This is a genomic window from Polymorphobacter multimanifer (assembly GCF_014205635.1).
Classification (GTDB): domain Bacteria; phylum Pseudomonadota; class Alphaproteobacteria; order Sphingomonadales; family Sphingomonadaceae; genus Sandarakinorhabdus; species Sandarakinorhabdus multimanifer.
In genome coordinates, this window is record NZ_JACIIV010000005.1 from 20,622 (window position 1) to 39,412 (window position 18,791).

Annotated in this window: 20 protein-coding genes; 7 read left to right on the plus strand and 13 right to left on the minus strand. The window is 66.5% G+C overall.

Features of this window, described 5'->3' with window-relative positions:
• Positions 1-118: 118 nt before the first annotated feature.
• The 6 genes from FHS79_RS03920 to FHS79_RS03945 form a co-directional block, all read right to left on the minus strand.
• Positions 119-418, minus strand: coding sequence for an SCP2 sterol-binding domain-containing protein (locus tag FHS79_RS03920; protein ID WP_184195709.1), 300 nt, complete (start codon positions 416-418; stop codon positions 119-121).
• 101 nt (positions 419-519) lie between these two features.
• Entirely contained in the window at positions 520-789 is a 270-nt protein-coding gene (locus FHS79_RS03925; protein WP_184195712.1) for a hypothetical protein, read from the minus strand.
• A gap of 190 nt (positions 790-979) precedes the next feature.
• Positions 980-1,621: a lipoyl(octanoyl) transferase LipB gene (gene lipB, locus FHS79_RS03930; protein WP_184195715.1), complete on the minus strand. Its 642-nt coding sequence runs from the start codon at positions 1,619-1,621 to the stop codon at positions 980-982.
• Positions 1,622-1,632: 11 nt separating this feature from the next.
• The gene (locus FHS79_RS03935) at positions 1,633-2,763 is read right to left on the minus strand and encodes an epoxide hydrolase family protein (protein WP_184195718.1); all 1,131 of its coding nucleotides are present in this window, start codon (positions 2,761-2,763) and stop codon (positions 1,633-1,635) included.
• Positions 2,760-4,409 (minus strand): GMC family oxidoreductase, encoded by a 1,650-nt coding sequence (locus FHS79_RS03940; protein WP_184195721.1) that lies wholly within the window; start codon positions 4,407-4,409, stop codon positions 2,760-2,762. Before FHS79_RS03940 ends, FHS79_RS03935 begins: the two co-directional genes overlap by 4 nt.
• A gap of 92 nt (positions 4,410-4,501) precedes the next feature.
• Positions 4,502-5,761 (minus strand): NAD(P)/FAD-dependent oxidoreductase, encoded by a 1,260-nt coding sequence (locus tag FHS79_RS03945; RefSeq protein ID WP_184195724.1) that lies wholly within the window; start codon positions 5,759-5,761, stop codon positions 4,502-4,504.
• An 86-nt stretch (positions 5,762-5,847) separates the two neighbouring features.
• Between FHS79_RS03945 and FHS79_RS03950 the strand changes: the two genes are divergently transcribed.
• The 4 genes from FHS79_RS03950 to nadC are packed head-to-tail and all read left to right on the plus strand — an operon-like array spanning position 5,848 to position 9,206.
• Entirely contained in the window at positions 5,848-6,720 is an 873-nt protein-coding gene (locus FHS79_RS03950; RefSeq protein ID WP_184195727.1) for an MBL fold metallo-hydrolase, read from the plus strand.
• Entirely contained in the window at positions 6,717-7,370 is a 654-nt protein-coding gene (locus FHS79_RS03955) for a DUF4230 domain-containing protein (protein WP_184195730.1), read from the plus strand. Before FHS79_RS03950 ends, FHS79_RS03955 begins: the two co-directional genes overlap by 4 nt.
• Before the next feature lie 2 nt (positions 7,371-7,372).
• Positions 7,373-8,383: a quinolinate synthase NadA gene (gene nadA, locus FHS79_RS03960; protein WP_184195733.1), complete on the plus strand. Its 1,011-nt coding sequence runs from the start codon at positions 7,373-7,375 to the stop codon at positions 8,381-8,383.
• The gene (nadC, locus tag FHS79_RS03965; RefSeq protein ID WP_424022259.1) at positions 8,373-9,206 is read left to right on the plus strand and encodes a carboxylating nicotinate-nucleotide diphosphorylase; all 834 of its coding nucleotides are present in this window, start codon (positions 8,373-8,375) and stop codon (positions 9,204-9,206) included. The genes nadA and nadC overlap by 11 nt, the downstream gene beginning before the upstream one ends.
• On the opposite strand, the gene FHS79_RS03970 is transcribed toward nadC, so the two are convergent.
• The 3 genes from FHS79_RS03970 to FHS79_RS03980 all read right to left on the minus strand — a co-directional run bounded on the left by FHS79_RS03970 (position 9,203) and on the right by FHS79_RS03980 (position 12,191).
• Positions 9,203-9,607, minus strand: a complete 405-nt coding sequence (locus FHS79_RS03970) for a DUF4112 domain-containing protein (protein ID WP_184196102.1) — start codon at positions 9,605-9,607, stop codon at positions 9,203-9,205. The genes nadC and FHS79_RS03970 overlap by 4 nt on opposite strands.
• A 72-nt stretch (positions 9,608-9,679) precedes the next feature.
• Positions 9,680-11,848, minus strand: a complete 2,169-nt coding sequence (gene purL, locus FHS79_RS03975; RefSeq protein ID WP_184195736.1) for a phosphoribosylformylglycinamidine synthase subunit PurL — start codon at positions 11,846-11,848, stop codon at positions 9,680-9,682.
• 31 nt (positions 11,849-11,879) lie between these two features.
• Positions 11,880-12,191, minus strand: coding sequence for a superinfection immunity protein (locus tag FHS79_RS03980; RefSeq protein WP_184195739.1), 312 nt, complete (start codon positions 12,189-12,191; stop codon positions 11,880-11,882).
• 105 nt (positions 12,192-12,296) lie between these two features.
• On the opposite strand from FHS79_RS03980, the gene FHS79_RS03985 reads away from it, so the two are divergent.
• Complete coding sequence (locus tag FHS79_RS03985) at positions 12,297-13,628, plus strand: NAD(P)/FAD-dependent oxidoreductase (protein WP_184195742.1); 1,332 nt, start codon at positions 12,297-12,299, stop codon at positions 13,626-13,628.
• 9 nt (positions 13,629-13,637) lie between these two features.
• Here FHS79_RS03985 and FHS79_RS03990 read toward each other — a convergent pair whose 3' ends face one another.
• Both FHS79_RS03990 and FHS79_RS03995 read right to left on the minus strand, forming a co-directional pair.
• Complete coding sequence (locus FHS79_RS03990; RefSeq protein WP_184195745.1) at positions 13,638-14,525, minus strand: MipA/OmpV family protein; 888 nt, start codon at positions 14,523-14,525, stop codon at positions 13,638-13,640.
• A gap of 70 nt (positions 14,526-14,595) precedes the next feature.
• On the minus strand, positions 14,596-15,867 hold the full coding sequence (locus FHS79_RS03995; protein WP_184195748.1) for a DNA polymerase Y family protein: 1,272 nt from the start codon (positions 15,865-15,867) through the stop codon (positions 14,596-14,598).
• A 71-nt stretch (positions 15,868-15,938) separates the two neighbouring features.
• Between FHS79_RS03995 and FHS79_RS04000 the strand changes: the two genes are divergently transcribed.
• Together FHS79_RS04000 and FHS79_RS04005 are read left to right on the plus strand one after the other, a co-directional pair.
• On the plus strand, positions 15,939-16,964 hold the full coding sequence (locus tag FHS79_RS04000; protein ID WP_184195751.1) for a DNA topoisomerase IB: 1,026 nt from the start codon (positions 15,939-15,941) through the stop codon (positions 16,962-16,964).
• Between the two features lie 67 nt (positions 16,965-17,031).
• On the plus strand, positions 17,032-17,769 hold the full coding sequence (locus FHS79_RS04005; RefSeq protein ID WP_184195754.1) for a queuosine precursor transporter: 738 nt from the start codon (positions 17,032-17,034) through the stop codon (positions 17,767-17,769).
• Between the two features lie 67 nt (positions 17,770-17,836).
• On the opposite strand, the gene purQ is transcribed toward FHS79_RS04005, so the two are convergent.
• Both purQ and purS read right to left on the minus strand, forming a co-directional pair.
• Positions 17,837-18,508 (minus strand): phosphoribosylformylglycinamidine synthase subunit PurQ, encoded by a 672-nt coding sequence (purQ, locus tag FHS79_RS04010; protein ID WP_184195758.1) that lies wholly within the window; start codon positions 18,506-18,508, stop codon positions 17,837-17,839.
• Complete coding sequence (purS, locus tag FHS79_RS04015; RefSeq protein WP_184195760.1) at positions 18,505-18,735, minus strand: phosphoribosylformylglycinamidine synthase subunit PurS; 231 nt, start codon at positions 18,733-18,735, stop codon at positions 18,505-18,507. Before purS ends, purQ begins: the two co-directional genes overlap by 4 nt.
• Positions 18,736-18,791: the final 56 nt, after the last annotated feature.

Sequence of the window (18,791 nt, forward strand, 5' to 3'; positions counted from 1 at the left end):
AGGAGCACGGCCGTGAGCGCCGTGACTGCACTGCGCGTGGCAGCGGGCTGGGCGACAATGGAAACACCGGGCCGAAGCCCGGTGTGATAACACTGAGTTTGCATGGCGTGTTTGATGATCAGCCGAGGATACTGCCGAGCTGCAGGGCGACGGACATATCGCCATCAACCTTCAGCTTGCCCATCATGAACGCCATCTGGGCGTTCTGCTTGCCGTTGGCGATGTCCATGAAATCCGCCATCGAAACCTTGACGGTGCAATCGACCGGGCCATCCTCGTTCGTAACGATTGCGGGCGAAACCTTGTCGTCAATCCGCACCAGGCCATCATCGCCAAAATCGAACTTCACGGATTTCTTGAAGCTGCCGCCATTGCCGATCCGGCTCTTCATCTGCTCGGTGATCGCATCGAGGCTCATTGCATCATCCTTCCCAAAACATATCTTTAGCTGAACGACAGACCAAAAAAAGGGCCGCCTTTCGGCGGCCCTTTCTACACGGCATTGCGGCCGTGTCGAGCTTACTGAGCCGGAGCGGCGTCAGGAGCCGGAGCAGCCGTGGTGTCGGCCGGAGCGGCTTCCATGGTGCCGTCGGTCGGAGCCATCGGATCAACCGGAGCGGCTTCCATGGTGGCGGCGTCAGCGACAGGAGCTTCGACAGCAGCCGGAGCTTCTTCAGTGGTGGTCACGTCGACGTTGGTGTCGGCAGCCTTTTCGCCGCAAGCGACGACGAACAGTGCGGTGCCGGCAACGAGCGCGGCGGTCTTCAGCTTGGAAACGATGTCAGCCATTTCATGCTCCTTGATTGTGTCCCCGTGCCAGCGTGACCTCACGCCAGTCTCGAAGAGGCGTTGGACCGGTTCGCCCTAATCCCCCAACCTGAGTAGGGTATTAGCACATTCCGTGCCGCACTCAAGCGCAATGCTGGCAGGCTGTTCAGAATTGGCGAGGAACGGAGGCCGAACCCGCCTCCAACTGTGTTCAGGGTGCAATACCGGTCCGCCGAAGCATGTCGCCAAGGCGATTTTGAAGCGCCGAATCAATTTCGTTCATCGTGGTTTCACGTCCAAGTGTGGCCAAACTCGTGACGGGGTCGTGCAGCCCGCACGGCAGGATCCCGGCGAAATGCTCGAGATCGGGTGCAACATTGATAGCCAGACCGTGCAGGCTCACCCATTGTCGCAATCGCACACCGAGTGCCGCAATCTTTGCGGGGCCGGTGTCGCCATCGACCCACACGCCGACCTTGCCGCAAATGATCCGGCTCTCGACTCCAAAGTCCGCCAGCGCGTCGATCACCCAATGCTCGAGCGCAGCCACGAATCGCCGTACGTCGCGGCCGCGTGCTGCGAGATCCAGCATCACATAGACAACACGTTGCCCTGGCCCGTGATAGGTGTAGCGGCCGCCGCGGCCGGTGGTCATCACCGGAAAGCGGTCAGGTTGCAACAGCTCGTCGGCGCGGGCGCTGGTGCCGCCAGTATAGACCGGAGGGTGCTCGACGAGCCAGATCGCCTCGCTCGCATTGCCGGCACGGATATCGAAAGCGCGCTGCTCCATCGCCGCGAGGGTTTCGGCGTAGTCCGCCAACCCGGGCAGCACGCACCATTGCGGCAAGGCCATCGCCGGGCCGGTCAAAGGCCGGCCGCGAAGCCGCGCAGATCGGCCAGGAACAGCTCCGGCTCCTCGAGACTGGCAAAATGGCCGCCGCGCGGCATCGGCGTGTAGCGGACGACATTGTAGCCGCGCTCGACCATCGGCCGTGGCGGAAAGGCAAGAAGATCGTGCGGGAACGCCGCCACACCGGTCGGCACCTCGACCCGCCGGCCCTCGGGCATCGCGAACCCGCCTTCCAGAAACATGCCGCGATAGATCCACGTCGCGGTCAGGAAGCTGCGCGTCGTGAGATACACCATGATGTTCGCGAGCATCCAGTCGAGGCTGTACGGCGGATCGACAACCCCCGCCTTCACATCGGACCAGCCGACAAATTTCTCGGCGAACCAGGCCGCCACGCCCATCGGCGAATCCATCATCGCAAAGCCGAGGCTCTGCGGCTTGGTGCCCTGCAGCTGCAGATACGCCGTCTCGCGCTCGCGCACCGCCATCGCCTTCTGCAGCCAGGCGATGTCTTCGGGCGTCTCGGGGTGCAGGTCGGCGCTGCGCAGGCCATAGCCGTTGAGGTGGATCGCTTCCACCCGGGCGCTGTCGATGCCGATCCAGCCGCCGATCACGCTCCCCCAGTCTCCGCCCTGGTAGAGATAGCGGTCATAGCCCAGCGCCGGCATCAGCCGGTCATACAGCCCGGCCACCGCGCGCGGCCCGAGCATTGTCTTCGGCCGGTCCGACCAGGCGTAGCCGGGCAGGGACGGTGCCACGACATGGAACGCCGGCTGGTCGGGCGATTCGGGCTCGGCGAGCCGGTCGAGAATCGCTTCGAACTCGAGCACCGAACCCGGCCAGCCATGCGCGATCAGCAGCGGCCGGGCATCGGCGCGCGACGAGCGCTTGTGGATGGCGTGCAGCCGGAACCCGTCCCCCACATCCACGCGCACATGGGCGTGGCGGTTCAACCGCGCCACCGCCGCCGGCCAGTCGAAGCCCTCAAGCCAATAGTCGCGCAGCTTTTCCATGTAATCGCGGTTGGCGCCGTGCGCCCAGCCGGCACCTTCGGGCTCCTCGAAGAAGCGGAAGGCGGCCACGCGCTCGCGAATCCACGCCGCCTCCTCGGCGGCTTCGGGAATGGTGAAGGCGTCGATGCTCATGCCGCCAGCCCCAGCTTGCGCTCGAGCTTGATCCGCTCGCCGATCAGGTCGCTCGCCTTTTCGGCGATCATGATCGTCGGCGCATTGGTGTTTCCCGACACCAGATAGGGCATCACCGACGCGTCGATCACGCGCAGCCCTTCGACGCCGTTCACCCGCAGATGCCCATCGACCACGGCATCATCGTCGACTCCCATCCGGCAGGTGCCGACGGGATGGTAGATGGTTTCGCCCCAGGTCCGCATCGCCGCCACCAGCGCTTCGGGATCATCGATCGCATCGCCGGGCCAGGCTTCGCCGGCACGGTAGCGGTCGAACGCCGGCTGCCGGCCGATGGTGCGCGCAATCTCCACGCCGCGCCGAAGCGTTTCCACATCCTCGGGCGCCGAAAGATAACGCGGGTCGATCGCCGGCGCCGCCAGCGGATCGGGCGATGCCAGCCGCACGGTGCCGCGACTTTCCGGGCGCAGCTGGCAGACGTGCATCTGGTAGCCATGCTCGGGGTTCATCTCGCCACGGCCGTGCGGCTCGCCCTTGTACGGCATGAAATGGATCTGCAGGTCGGGCGCCACCTGCCCTTCACGGCTCGGCAGAAAGGCGCCGGTCGGAGTCGGCATATGCGCGCCATTGCCTGTGCGGCCGAACACCCATTGGCCCAGCGCCTTGATCTTGTTGAAAAGCTTCGAATTGGCATTGAGCGTGATCGGCTCCTTGCACGCCCATTGCACGATCACATCGAGGTGATCCTGCAGATTGCCGCCGACATTCGGGCTGTCGTGCACCACCGGAATGCCCATGGCGCGCAGATGCACGGCGGGGCCGATGCCCGAGAGCATGAGCAGCTGCGGCGAGTTGACCGCGCCGCCGCACAGGATGATCTCGCGGCCGCGCAGGGTAATGGTGCGCCCGGCACGCACTGCCGAAACGCCGGTGGCGCGGCGCCCCTCGAACAGCACCCGCTCCACCTGAACCCCGGTCACGATCGACAGATTGGGACGCTTCTGCACCGCATCGGTCAGATAGCCCTTCGACGCCGAGAAGCGCTCGCCATCCTTGATCGTGGCATCGAAGAAGCCCGCCCCTTCGAACTGCGGCCCGTTGAAATCGCGCGTGCGCGGGTATCCGGCTTCGGCGCAGGCGGCGAGAAACGCATCGTTGAGCACGTGCGGCAACGCGCCCTTGCGCGACGTGTGCAGCGGCCCGCCGGCACCGTGGAACTCGTCCTCGCCACGCTCGCTGTCTTCGGCGCGGCGGAAATAGGGCAGCACGTCGGACCAGCCCCAGCCGGTCAGCCCCAGCTGCGCCCATCGGTCATAGTCGCTGGCATGCCCCCGAACATAGACCATGCCGTTGATCGACGAGCAGCCGCCGAGCACGCGGCCGCGCGGCCAGTACATCTTGCGGCCGCCCATCTCGCGTTGCGGCACGGTCCAATAGCCCCAGTCGAACGGGCTGTCCTTCTCGGGCGGGATGATCTGCGCAATGCCGCCGGGCATCTGGATCATCATCGAATTGTCGCGCCCGCCGGCCTCCAGCAGCAGCACCCGCGTGCCCGGATTGGCGGTGAGACGGTTGGCCAGCACGCAGCCCGCCGAGCCCGCGCCGACGATGACGAAGTCCCAGATATCCGATTCCGAACTGGTCACCGGCGCACTCCCCAAATCGCGAGGCTCCTAGCTAGCGGACTGCCGGGCAGGTGGGAATGCCGCAAACTGTCAGGTCGCACGTCGCTGCAAGCTCAGGCGAGGCCGGCCCGCACCAGCGGGTCGGCAACCGGATGGTGCATCTTCAGCGGCACCGTCACATCGGCGAGCATCGCAGGGTCGATCCGGCTTCCGGCTTCCACCAGCGCCTTGCCCTGCACATAGTCGCGCGCTGCATTCACACAATCGAGCGCCACCACCCGGCCGTCCTTCAGATAGACAAGGCTGAACGCCCGTGCCGCAGGGTCGCCGCGCAGCACCGTGGCATCATGGCCGGTGGAAAGCCCCACCGTCTGCAGCCGCAGGTCATACTGGTTGGACCAGAACCAGGGCACTGCATGATAGGGCTTGGGATTGCCGGTGAGCACCCGCGCCACCGTGGTGGCCATGTCATTGGCGTTCTGCACCGATTCGAGCCGGATCAGGGCATCATCGGCAAAGCTGTTGATGTGCGCCGCACAATCCCCGATCGCGAAGATGTGCGGCAGCGAAGTGCGGCACAGTGCGTCCACCTCCACGCCCATTGTGCCCGCCGCCCCCGCGGCGAGCAGCGGCGCCACCGCCGGCACGATGCCTATGCCGACGATCACCAGATCGGCAGCAATCCGCTCGCCGCCCTCCAGCACCACGCCATCCGCCCGGCCATCGGTGCCGCTGACGGCGGTGACGAACACGCCGGTGCGCACCTCGACGCCGTGTGCGCGATGCTCCGCCTCGTAGAAGTGCGAGAGCGGCGGCCCGGCCACGCGCGCCAGCACCCGGTCGAGCGCCTCCAGCACGATCACCTGCTTGCCGCGCTTGGCGAGCACCGCCGCGGCCTCCAGCCCGATATAGCCGCCGCCGACAATCACGACTCGCATCGCGGTGCCGAGCTCAGCCTTCAGCGCCTCGACATCGGCATGGGTGCGGATGGCGTGGATGCCGCCCAGGTCGTGGCCTTCGCACGCCAGCCGGCGTGCCGCTCCGCCGGCCGCCCAGATCAACTCCCCATAGCCGATCCGCTCTCCCGCCGAGGTGGTCGCTACCTGCCCGGCGGCGTCCACGCCATCGATCCGGCAGCTGGTCAGCATCGTCACACTCCGGTCCGCCCAGAAGCTTTCGGGCCGGATCAGCATCCGCTCGAAGCTCTTTTCGCCCGCGAGAAAGTCCTTGGAAAGCGGCGGCCGCTCGTAAGGCAGCTCGGGCTCCTCGCCGGCAATGGCAATGGTGCCGGCAAATCCCTGCTGGCGCAGCGCGATCGCCGCCGCTGCCCCGGCATGGCCCGCACCCACGATCAGCACATCGAAGTGTTGCATTGCAATTGCCTCCTCGCGCCCTGCTAAGCTGCCGCACAAGGGGTCGCAAGCTTCCCAACACCGCTGGCGCCTGTCACAAGGCGCGCATGGACCTTGCAGCCCATCCCGATTCCGCCGCCTGGGGTCATCTCGTGCCGCGCACGCCGCTGGTGCGCCGGCTGCTGGCGCGCAATCCCTCGCCCTTCACCTTCACCGGCACCGGCACCTTTGTCGTGGGCCATGGCACGGTGGCGGTCATCGATCCTGGCCCTGCCGATCCGGCGCACATCGCCGCCCTGCTCGAAGGGCTGGCGGGTGAAACGGTGAGCCATATCCTCGTCACCCACACGCATATGGACCACAGCCCTGCAGCGCCCGCCATCAAGGCCGCCACCGGGGCGCAGATCATCGGCTGCGCGCCGCTGGTGCTCGCCGATGACGGCCCGCGTGCCGATGCCGGCTTCGACCCGAGCTACGCCCCCGATGCGGTGATGGCCGAAGGCGACAGCGTCTCCGGCCCCGGCTGGACGCTCACTGCCGTCGCCACGCCGGGCCACACCAGCAACCACCTCTGCTTCGCGCTGGCGGAAGAATCCGCCCTTTTCACGGGCGATCATGTCATGGGCTGGTCCACCACCGTGGTGGCGCCGCCCGATGGCAACATGACCGCCTATATGGCCAGCCTGCGCAAGCTGCTCGAGCGCGAGGACCGCATCTACCATCCCACGCACGGCGAAGCGGTCACCGATCCGCAGCGCTTCGTTCGCGGCCTCATCACCCACCGCAAGCAGCGCGAGACGCAGATACTGAAGCATCTCGCAGGCGGCCCGCAGGCGATCCCGGTGATGGTCGCAGCCATGTATTCGGGCGTCGACAAGCGCCTTCACCCCGCCGCCGGCCGCTCGGTGCTGGCGCATCTTTTCGATCTGCAGGCGCGCGGCCTTGTCGTGCCTGCAGATGACCATTGGACCCTCGCATGATTCGTGTTCTCCTCGGCCTCGTGGCTGGCCTGGTGCTGGCGTTCGCCGCCGTCACCCTCATCCCCGAATATTTGCCCTCCTGGCTCGGTGGCCGCGCGCCGGTGCTCAGCGTTGCCGACACCACGCTGCAGGCGATCCAGCGCCAGCAGCGGCTGACGGTGATGACCGCGCGGCTCAACAGCACCATCACTTCGCGCCAGCAGCGGCTCGGCGGGCTGCTCTCGGCTTCGAAGACGCTCATCATCCCCGGTACCATCCGCTATGAGGTCGATCTGTCGGCGCTCAAGCTGGAAACGATGCGGTGGAACAAGGAAGAGCAAACGCTGACCATCTTCGCACCGCGCCCGGTCATCGCCGGCCCCGAGGTCGATCTCACCCGCACCACCGAATACAAGGATGGCGCGCTGCTGCTCGCCTTCACCGATGTCGAAAAGGCGTTCGACACCGCCAACCGCGCCGCCGTCGCCGCCAACATGCGCGCGCAGGGTGCAAGCCGGGGATTGGTCGATCTCGCCGACGAGGCCGCGCGGGACACGATCGGCCGGCTTTTCCTGCTGCCGCTCATCACCGCGGGCCATGCCGATGCCAGGGTCAAGGTCACCTTCGTGACCCCGCCCAGGCCCGACCTCACCACCCCGCCACAGGAATAGCCATGGACGCTCGCTTGAACCCGCTTGGGGGTATCCCGCAAAACGCTTCCGGCACCCAGCTCGACCTGAAGGCCGAGATCAGGCGGCTGGCAAAGGAGAAGAACGCCGTCATCCTGGCGCATTATTACCAGGACCCGGAAATCCAGGACCTTGCCGATTTCGTCGGCGACAGCCTCGATCTCAGCCGCAAGGCCGCTGCCACCGATGCCGATGTCATCGCCTTTTGCGGCGTCAAGTTCATGGCCGAAGTGGCGAAGATCCTCAGTCCGCAGAAGATCGTGGTGCTGCCCGACCTCAAGGCCGGTTGCAGCCTCGAAGACAGTTGCCCGCCCGAGGACTTTGCGCGCTTCCGCCGCGCCCACCCCGATCACATCAGCCTCACCTACATCAACTGCTCGGCGGCGGTGAAGGCGGAGAGCGACATCATCGTCACCTCGAGCTCGGCCGAAAAGATCATCAACCAGCTGCCGCGCGACCAGAAGATCCTGTTCGCCCCCGACAAGCACCTCGGCGCCTGGCTCAACCGCAAGACCGGCCGCGACATGCTGCTCTGGGACGGCAGCTGCATCGTCCATGAGCGATTCTCGGTGACCGAGTTGCTCAAGCTCAAGGCGCTGCACCCCGCCGCCCCGGTGCTGGCGCACCCCGAATGCCCCGAAGCGATCCTCGATCTGGCGCATTACGTCGGCGCCACCAGCGGCATCCTCAACTATGCGCTGAATTCGCCCGAGCCGGTCGTCATCGTCGCCACCGAGCCCAACATCATTCACCAGATGCAGCTGAAGGCCCCGCACAAGACCTTCATCGGCGCACCGGGAGCGGACGGCAATTGCGGCTGCAACATGTGCCCGTACATGGCGCTCAACACGCTGCAAAAGCTGCATCTCGCACTCCGTGACCTCAAGCCGGAGATCACCGTGCCCGAAGATGTTCGCGTGAAGGCAAAGATCAGCCTCGACCGGATGCTCGAGATGGCGTCGGCAGTCTCGGACGTGCCCGTTCGTGGTGATTGAGGATTTCGACCTGCCCGGCTTCATCGCCGCCACGCTCGCCGAGGATCTGGGGCAGGGGGGCGACATCACGTCGGCCGCCACCATCCCCGCCGATGCCATGCTCACCGCGGTGATGAACAGCCGCGATGCCGTGACCGTCGCCGGCCTTCCCGTCGCCGCGATGTTTTTCCAGGCGCTCGATCCGGATGCCGAGATCACCACCCATGCCGCGGAGGGCACCGCCGTTCCCCCCGGCACCGTGCTGATGACGATTCGCGGCAACGCCCGAGCCGTGCTGGCGGCGGAACGCAGCGCGCTGAACACCGCCCAGCATCTGACCGGAATCGCCACGCTCACCCGCGCGCATGTCGATGCGATCGCCGGCACCGGCGCCACGCTGCTCGACACGCGCAAGACGCTGCCCGGGATGCGAATGCTCGAGAAATACGCCACACGCATGGGCGGCGCCACCAACCACCGGCTGCGGCTCGATGATGGCGTGCTCATCAAGGACAATCACATCGCCGTCGCCGGTTCGGTCGAAGCTGCCGTCAGCGCCGCCAAGGCCGCCGGGCTGAGCGGCATCGTCGTCGAAGTCGATACGCTCGACCAGATCGAGCCTGCGCTGGCCGCCGGCGCTGACCGGCTGCTGCTCGACAACATGCCGCCGCCGGTGCTGCGCCAGGCGCTCGCGATCATTGCCGGCCGCGTCCCGTCGGAAGCGTCGGGCGGCGTCAACCTGCAGACCATCCGCGCCATCGCCGAAACCGGCGTCACCTATATCAGCGTCGGCCGCATCACCCAGAGCGCGCCCGCCGCCGATATCGGGCTGGACTTCGCCTAAAGGGCGTCGATGACCGCAGTGCCGGGGTGGTGCTTGTCGAGGTGCCGCTTGATCAGCCGCAAATTCTTCGTGTTCGAGCGGAACAGCACATCGAAGGCGTCGCCCACCAGCGGCACCGCACCCACCATCGTGTCGAAGCCGACATTCGCCAGCATTCGCGCGATCGTCCAGCGCGGCAGCCCGAGGTTGCGCGCCTCCCACACGATGTAAAGCCCCATCGCCCCGGCGGCGAGATCGCCGATCACCGGGATAAACCCCATCAATGCATCGAGCCCGACCGGAATGCGCGTGCCCGGGATCACCGTCACCCGCTCGAGCAGCCGCTCGGCCGCCTCGACACGCCGCCGCACTGCCGCAGGCTCACGCCCGGCCCACTCCGCCAGCTGCACGTTCGAAAACATCGCAGTCGCCAACGCCGTCACTCCCGCAGCGCCATGCTGCCACCTGGAAATGTGGCCCTGCCGAGCCGTGATTCAAGTGGCGCCGTGCAGCATCGCCGGCAGCGCCTCGCGGTGTGCCGCCCGCAGCGCCGCCAGCGCGATTCCCGCCACCAGCGCGCCGCCCGTCCGCCCGATCCGCCGCACCGGAACAGCACCCGCCGGCAACTCCGTTCCGGCTGCCACCGTCACGAGATACCGCCCCTGGTCTTCGCCGAACGCAGCACCCGCGTTCATCGCCTCCACCTCCGCACCGATGCCACCAGCCAGCGCCATCTCCGCCAGCGCCACCAGCAGCCCGCCATCCGAAAGGTCATGCACCGCCGTCACAAGATCGTCGGCGATAAGCCCCGCCACATAATCTCCCGCCGCGCGCTCGGCCGCCAGGTCGACCGCCGGCGGCGTCCCCTCCTCGCGGCCATGCAATTCGCGCAGCCACAGGGACTGGCCCAGATGCCCGCCGTCCTCGCCCACCAGCCAGATGTCCTCGCCCTCGGCCTTGAACCCGAGCGTCATCACCCTGGTCCAGTCGGCGATCAGCCCCACCCCGCCGATCGCCGGGGTGGGCATGATCGCCGCCCCGCCGCCGGTTGCACGGCTTTCGTTGTAAAGGCTCACATTGCCCGACACGACCGGATAGTCGAGCGCCCTGCACGCCTCGGCCATCCCCTCGATGCACCCCACCAGCTGCCCCATCACCACCGGGTTCTGCGGGCTGGCGAAGTTGAGGCAGTTGGTGATCGCCAATGGCCTTGCCCCCACCGAAATCAGGTTGCGCCAGCTCTCCGCCACCGCCTGCTTGCCGCCCTCCACAGGGTCGGCAAAGCAGTAGCGCGGCGTGCAATCGGTGGTCAGCGCCAGCGCCTTGGCCGTGCCGTGCACGCGCACCACCGCGGCATCGCCGCCCGGCCGCTGCACCGTGTCGGCGCCGACCATATGGTCATATTGCTCCCAGATCCACGCCCGCGAGCAAAGGTCCGCACTGCCCATCAGCCGCAGCAGGTCCCCCCCCACATCGTCGCCCCCGGGCACATCGCCGAGCAGCGCGCGCGGCGGCGTGCGCACCCAGGGCCGGTCATATTTCGGCGCGGCGTCGGCCAGCGGCTCGAGCGGAATCCGCCCCACTTCCTCGCCGTGGAAGGTCATCGTCAGGTCGCCACCGGCCACCACTTCGCCGATCACCGCGAAATCCAGCCCCCATTTGGCGAAAATGGCTTCGGCAAAATCCTCGCGCCCGGGCTTCAGCACCATCAGCATCCGCTCCTGGCTCTCCGAAAGCATCATCTCATAGGGCGTCATCCTCGCCTCGCGGCACGGCACGCGGTCGAGATCGAGCCGGAGGCCCACCCCGCCCTTCGACGCCATCTCCACGCTCGACGAGGTCAGCCCCGCTGCCCCCATGTCCTGAATCGCCACGATCGCATCCGATGCCATCAGTTCGAGGCACGCCTCGATCAGCAGCTTCTCGGTAAACGGGTCGCCCACCTGCACGGTGGGGCGCTTCTCGTCGCTGTTCTCGTCGAACTCGGCCGAGGCCATTGTCGCGCCATGGATGCCGTCGCGGCCGGTCCTGGAGCCGACATAGATGACCGGATTGCCGATGCCCGCTGCCGCCGAGTAGAAAATCTTGTCGGCCTTCGCGATCCCCACGGTCATCGCGTTGACGATGATGTTGCCATTGTAGCTCGGGTGGAAGATCGTTTCTCCCCCCACCGTCGGCACACCGACGCAATTGCCATAGCCGCCGATGCCGGCCACCACGCCCTTCACCAGATGCCGCATCCGCGGCGCATCGATGGCGCCGAAGCGCAGCGCGTTCATGTTGGCGATCGGCCGCGCCCCCATGGTGAACACATCGCGCAAGATGCCGCCCACGCCGGTCGCCGCCCCCTGATAGGGCTCGATGAAGCTCGGATGGTTGTGGCTTTCCATCTTGAAGATGGCAGCATCACCATCGCCGATGTCGATCACGCCGGCATTCTCGCCCGGCCCGCAGATCACCCAGGGTGCTTGCGTGGGCAGCTTCGCCAGATGCATCCGCGAAGACTTGTAGCTGCAATGTTCGGACCACATCACCGAAAAGATGCCCAGCTCGAGCATGTTGGGCTCGCGGCCCATCGCGGCGAGCACCCGCTCGTATTCCTCGGGCGTGAAGCCATGGTCGGCGACGATCTGCGGGGTGATGGCGGGTTCGGCTGGGCTCATGCGGCGCGGATAGCGGCTCGCCCGCCGCTTGTCATGTGGTGATGCCCGCCACCCCTACCGCAGCACCGCCGGCAACCAGCAACACCACCAGCCCGATGAGCAACGGCTTGTTCCGCTCGGCATGGACGAAGCGGCTGATGACGGAATCATTCTTCTTGCCACCCACCGCCCAGACCAGCAGCGCCGCCCAGAGCAGCAACGACAGCAGCGAAAGGATGTTGAGCCGCGCCAGCATCCGCCGATCGGGATGCCGCCGCGCAAAGGCAATGACAGAAGGAATGAAGTTGAAGATCAATACCCCGAGCGTCACCCAGGCAATCAACGTCCAATCGAGCGTCCCCATTCTCGCCTCCCGACATGCCGTATTGCCGATATAATACACAATCGCGTCTTGGCAATTCCCCATCGGGCGCTATGGGTTAGGATCCCAGCTGAACAAGGTGCACGCATGCCCCGCACCCGGCCCGACGGCCGCAAGACCCAGATCGTGATCGTCGGCGGCGGTGCCGGCGGCCTCGAACTCGTGCGCAAGCTCGCCAGCCACTATGATGCGCAGGATTTCGACATCATCCTCGTCGATCGCAACACCAGCCATATCTGGAAGCCGCTGCTCCACGAGGTCGCCGCCGGCTCGCTCGATGCCAATCTCGACGAGGTGGGCTATCGCGCCCATGCCTTCCGCTGGGGCTATCGCTATTTCGACGGCGCGCTGGAAAGCATCGATCGCGATGCCCAGCAGATCGTCATCGCCCCGATCATGGACGAGGATGGCTCGGAAGTGATCGGCCGCCACCGCATCCGCTATGATTATCTGGTGCTGGCGGTCGGCTCGGTGTCCAATGATTTCGGCACGCCGGGCGTCAAGGAACATTGCCTCAGCCTCGAAAGCCGCAAGGACGCCGATCGCTTTCGCCGCAAGCTGCTCAACCAGTGCCTGCGCGTGTCCCGGCAGATGACGCTCGATCCGGCGTCGGATGCCTTTGCCCGTGTCGCCATCGTCGGCGGCGGCGCCACCGGCGTGGAGCTTGCCGCCGAGCTTTATTCCGCCGCCACCGCACTCGGCTATTACGGCCTCGAAGTCTTCGACGAGAAGCGCCTGCAGGTCACCCTCATCGAAGCCGGCCCGCGAATCCTGCCAGCCCTTCCTGACAAGCTGGCCGCGTCCGCCACTGCCGAACTCGAAGCGCTGGGCGTCCGCGTGCTCGCCGGCACCAAGGTCACCGCCGCCACCGAAGCCGGGATCGAGACCGCCGGCGGCGAGATGATCCCCGCCGACATCAAGGTCTGGGCCGCCGGGGTGAAGGGGGCGGACTTCCTCGCGCACATCGGCGGGCTGGAGACAACGCGAAACAACCAGCTCGTCGTCCACCCAACGCTGCAGACCAGCCGCGACGACCGTGTGTTCGCGATCGGCGATTGCGCCCATTTCGTTCCCGAAGAAGGCGGCAAGCCGATCCCGCCGCGTGCCCAGGCCGCGCACCAGATGGCCACCACCGCCTATCGCAACATCCGCGCGATGATCGAGGGCCGCGATCTCAAGCCTTTCATCTACAAGGACAATGGCTCACTCGTCAGCCTCGCGCGCTACACCACCGTTGGCAGCCTGATGGGCAATCTCGTCGGCGGTCGCATGGCGATCGAGGGCCGGCTGGCGCGCTTCGTCTATGTCAGCCTCTACCGGATGCACCTCTTCGCCATCCATGGCTGGATCAAGGGCATGAGCCTGCTCGTCATCGGCCATGTCAACCAGGTGGTGCGGCCCAAGCTGAAGCTGCACTGACGTCGGTTATCAGTCCCAACTGAAGCGATAGCCGTAGCTCATCCCCACCGCAGTTTGCCCGCGCTGGCCACGCTGCCGGATGAGCGACGAATCGGCGACCGTATCGGCGAGCCAATCCTGGCTTGCGAACAGTGTCAACGCGCCGTCACGACCCCGCGGGCCGAGGATGCGCGTCACCGAGCCGTTCAGCCCCGCCGAAACCAGCCCGCTGCCGGTGCGAAAGCGCGGCAGGCCGGTGGCTGCCGCCTGGCGGGCATTGACGCCGAAATACGTGTTGGTGAACGCCGAATCGCCCCAGGCGGCACGGGTACCAAGGCCGTAGCGCCACCCCGAACGCTGCCCGCCGATGGCGTCGGACCAGGCAAACAGCGTGTCGGCGACCAGACCATCGTGCCCGCCGAATCCCTGCCGAACCTCGGCGCGCAACCTTGCACGACCCTTGGCGAAGCCGAGCTGCGCAAAGCCCCCGGCCTCGCCCGCCACGCCGATATCGCCCATGCCGCGCAGCGCCGTGCTGCCGCCGCTCACGAGAAACGGCGAGCCGCCGTTGCTCTCCTGCCGCCCGAAGCGGAGCTTCACCAGCGGGCCGAGCTTCCACCCGCCTCCCTGACCGTCGCGAACATTCACGGCGTTCCAGCCCAGACCATCGGGCACCGACAGAAAAACATCATCCCGGTAGTTCAACCGCAGATCGGGAAAGACCGACAGCGCCTGATCGCGGCTGCCCTGCCAGGCCGGGCCGTAAAGGGGTGCGACGCCAATCCCAAGCACCCAGTCCGGCTGCCGCGGCGGTGCAGAAGCGCTGCGCTGGGCGGTGGCGGGCACGCCGGGCGCCGGCTGCGCCATGGCAGCAGTAGATGTACCGAGGAGGAGCAGTACGAGAAAACCATAGGCCATGAAACTGTCCTTGCAGAAACTTGGCGCGCCTCATGGAACAATATCGCGTCTCCGACAAGTGGAGAGAGGTTCACTCCCTGAATTCGGCAAGTTCGGGAATGCGGGTGAACGCAATCCGCGGCCCTGATGACTTTACCGCTCCCATGCGGTCGTGGCCCATCGTCACCGCATCGCGGCCGAAGCGGGCGTTGACCTTGTCCATCGCCTGGCTCAACGCCAGCGCCCGGCGTTCGTCGCGCACCGCCCCGGCGTCGAAGAGCCCCGGCTGCACGGCATCGGCGGCAGTCAGGTCCGCGAGCACCACGCCCACCTGGAGCAGCCGCCGGGCCGCGAGTTCACCCGTCATGCGGTTCCACAACCCTTCGAGCGCATGGAGCAGGGCAGGGGTGTCCATCACCGGCGGCAGCCGAACCTCCGCGCTCCATTTCAACGGCTTCTCGCCGCGCGCCGCCTCCAGCTTCACGCTCAGCCCCAGCCGGCTGCAGCGCTTCTCCGCGCGCCGCAGACGTGTCGCCGCCTTGGCGAGCAGCCGCCGCGTCACCAGCCGCGCGGCAGCCAGGGGTCGCTTGTCCGGCCCAAGCACATGGCTGTGGCCGATCGAGCGGTTGACCGTCTCCAGCTCGGGCAGCTCCTGGCCCTGCAGCAACCAGAACATCCGCTCGCCCCACACGCTGCCCCAGGCCTGCCGCGCCTGGCGGGCATCAAGCTGCAACAGCCGCTCCATCGTCACCACGCCGGCGGCCGCCAGCCGAGCTTCCATGTTGCGTCCCACGCCGGGAATATCGTTCAGCTTGAGCGCCTTCAGCCGGCCGTCGATGGCCTCGGCGGGGACGATCGTCAGCCCGTCGGGTTTCTGCATGTCGGCAGCCATCTTCGCCAGCAGCCGGTTGGGCGCCACGCCGATCGACGAGGTGAGGCATTCGCCGACATTGGCGCGGATGCCGGCCTTGATCGCTGCCGCGATGCGCCGCACCGCCGCCTCGCTGTTCTCATTGTCGAGCAGCCGGCACGCCACCTCGTCGATCGAGCAGACGGCATAGACGGGCACATGCCGCCCCACTTCCTCGATGATCCGGTGGTGGAAGCGCACATAGTGCTCATGCTGTCCCGGCACCACGATGAGATCACGGCACTTTGCCTTGGCCTCCCAGATCTTGGTGCCGGTGCGGATGCCATAGGCCTTGGCTTCATAGCTTGCCGCGATCGCCGAGGTGCTGTCGGTGTCCACCGGCGCCACCACCACGGGGCGGCCGCGCAGCCGCGGGTCGAGCTGCTGCTCCACGCTGGCGAAATAGCTGTTGAGATCGAGATACAACCAGCGAAGAGGCCGCGAATCGTCCATGGGTCGAGTATATCAGAAGCGGAACATAAAAAGAACGTGGAACCGATGCCGGCACGCCCGGTTGGGCGATCATGGCATTCGCCACACCCCCGTCCGATAACGCCGCCGCGGCGCGCGAGGCCGGCCTGCATTATTCGACCGACGAAGAGCCGGGCATAGCCCGAATCGGGAAACCCGGCCGCTTTCGTTACACCAATCCCGATGGCAGCAAGCTTGCCGACACGTCGACGCTGGCGCGCATCACCGCCCTCGTCCTGCCGCCTGCCTGGCAGCAGGTCTGGATATGCCCCGATCCGCGCGGCCACATCCAGGCGACCGGGCGCGATGCGCGCGGCCGCAAGCAGTATCGCTACCATGCTGACTGGCATGCGCATCAGACGGTCGCCAAATTTGCGCAGATGGCCGCCTTCGGCCGTGCGCTGCCGGCAATCCGCGCTGCGGTCGATCATGATCTGGCGCGGCGCAACCTTTCGCGCGAACTGGTGCTCGCGACCATCGTGCGGCTGCTCGAAACCACGCTCATTCGTATCGGCAACGAGGATTATGCCCGCACCAACAAGAGCTTCGGCCTTACCACGCTGCGCTCCCGCCATCTGAAGAAGGATGGTGCCGCACTATTGTTCGATTTTCGCGGCAAGAGCGGCGTGCGCCACCGCACGCGAATCACCGATCGCCGCGCCCGCACCGTCATCAAGCGGCTGCGCGAACTGCCCGGCCAGCGGTTGTTCCGCTATGAGGACGAGGATGGCACCCCGCACGCCATCGGCTCGGGCGATGTGAACGACTATCTGCGCCAGATTTCCGGCGCGGACATCACTGCCAAGGATTTCCGCACCTGGGCCGCCACCCTGGCCGCGGCGCGCACCCTCGCCGTGGCCGATCCACCACTGAGCGACACGGCAGCCAAGCGCGCGATCGCGGCCTGCGTGAAGACCACCGCCACGGCGCTCGGCAACACGCCGGCGGTCTGCCGCGCCGCCTATATCCACCCGCAGGTCTTCGAAGGCTGGCGTGCCGGCGCCTTGCACGGCAGCTTCGAAGGCGCGCTCGAAGCCGATGAGAAGGCGCTCATCGACTTTCTCGACTCGGTGGCCTGATCCGGCCGGCTGCGGCGTTTGCGCCGCCCTCTTGCGCAGCGCCCAAGGCAGCGCGACAAGAGGCAACATGAACAAAGAAACCGCCATCACGCCGATCGATGCCGAAGCGCTGCACGGTCGGCCGCTGCGTTACTATGATTTCGCCATGGCAGCCTTCGCGGTCATCCTCATCTGCTCCAACCTCATCGGCGCCGCCAAGCCCGCGCAAGTCGAGCTGCCCTTCTACGGCCCGCTGGTCTTCGGAGCGGGCATCCTGTTCTTCCCGCTGAGCTATGTGCTGGGAGACGTGCTCACCGAAGTCTATGGCTTCGCCCGCGCCCGCCGCGTCGTCTGGGTCGGCTTCGGCGCCTCGATCTTCGCCGCCGCGATGAGCTGGTTCGTCGTCACCCTGCCTCCCGCTCCCGGCTATGAGGGCCAGGCCGCGCTGGCAACGGTGTTCGGCCAGGTGCCGCGCATCTTCTTCGCCTCCATCCTCGCCTTCTGGGCCGGCGAAATGGCCAACGCCTTCGTCATGGCGCGGATGAAGCTGCTCACCGGCGGCAAGCACCTCTGGACCCGCACCATCGGCAGCACCGTGGTGGGGCAGGGGGTGGACAGCCTGATCTTCTATCCGCTGGCCTTCTGGGGTGTGTGGGAGAACAGCCTCGTCTTCCAGGTCCTGCTCACCAACTATGCGCTGAAGGTGGCGTGGGAAGCTGCGCTCACACCGGTCACCTACCGCGTGGTCGGCTGGTTCAAGCGCGCCGAAGGGCTGGACGTTTTCGATACGCGAACTGACTTCACGCCCTTCAAGACCAGAATCTGATACCGAAAAGACCCTTTGATGCGCCTATTCTGGCCGTCGAGCACCCTCAACCGACCCGCCTTGCCCCTCAGGCCGCCGCCAGCGCCCCGACGAGTCCTTCGAACAGCCGGCGCCCATCGGTCCCGCCATGTGCTGCTTCGACCACGCGCTCGGGATGCGGCATCAGCCCCAGAACATTGCCGCGATCGTTGATGATGCCGGCAATGTCGCGCGCCGAGCCGTTGACGTTCTCGCCGTAGCGGAACACCACCCGGCCTTCGCCTTCCAGCCGGTCGAGCGTGGTGGCATCGGCGAAGTAATTGCCGTCATGGTGTGCGACGGGAATGCTGATCCGCTCGCCCGCACCGTAAAGGCTGGTAAACGCCGTCTGGCTGTTGACGACATCGAGCGCCACGTCGCGGCAGACGAAATCCAGCCCGGCGTTGCGCATCAGCGCGCCGGGCAGCAACCCCGCCTCGGTAAGCACTTGAAAACCATTGCAAACGCCGAGCACCATCCGCCCTTCGTCTGCTGCATCCGCAACTGCACGCATGATCGCCGAGCGCGCACTCATCGCACCCGAGCGCAGATAATCCCCGAACGAGAAGCCGCCCGGCAGCGCCACAAGGTCAGTGCCATTCGGAAGCTCGGTCTCGGCATGCCAGACCATCGCCGGCTTGACGCCGGTCACCAGCTCGATCGCCACCGCCAGATCGCGGTCGCAGTTGGAACCGGGAAAGACGATGACGGCGCTCTTCACAGCAGCTCCACCCGGTAATTCTCCATCACCGTGTTGGCGAGCAGCTGCCGGCACATGGCATCGATAGTTTCTGGCGGTGTTCCCTCTGCGAGCTCGAGCTCGATCACCTTGCCGGCACGCACATCCCCCACGCCGTCAAACCCCAGCCCACCAAGGGCTGCCTGGATGGCGCGCCCCTGCGGATCGAGAACGCCGGATTTGAGGGTGATGGTGAGACGGGCTTTCATGGCATGCGCCTTAATCCCCTGCTGCTGTCCCCGCAAGCAATTGACGCGCGCCGCCG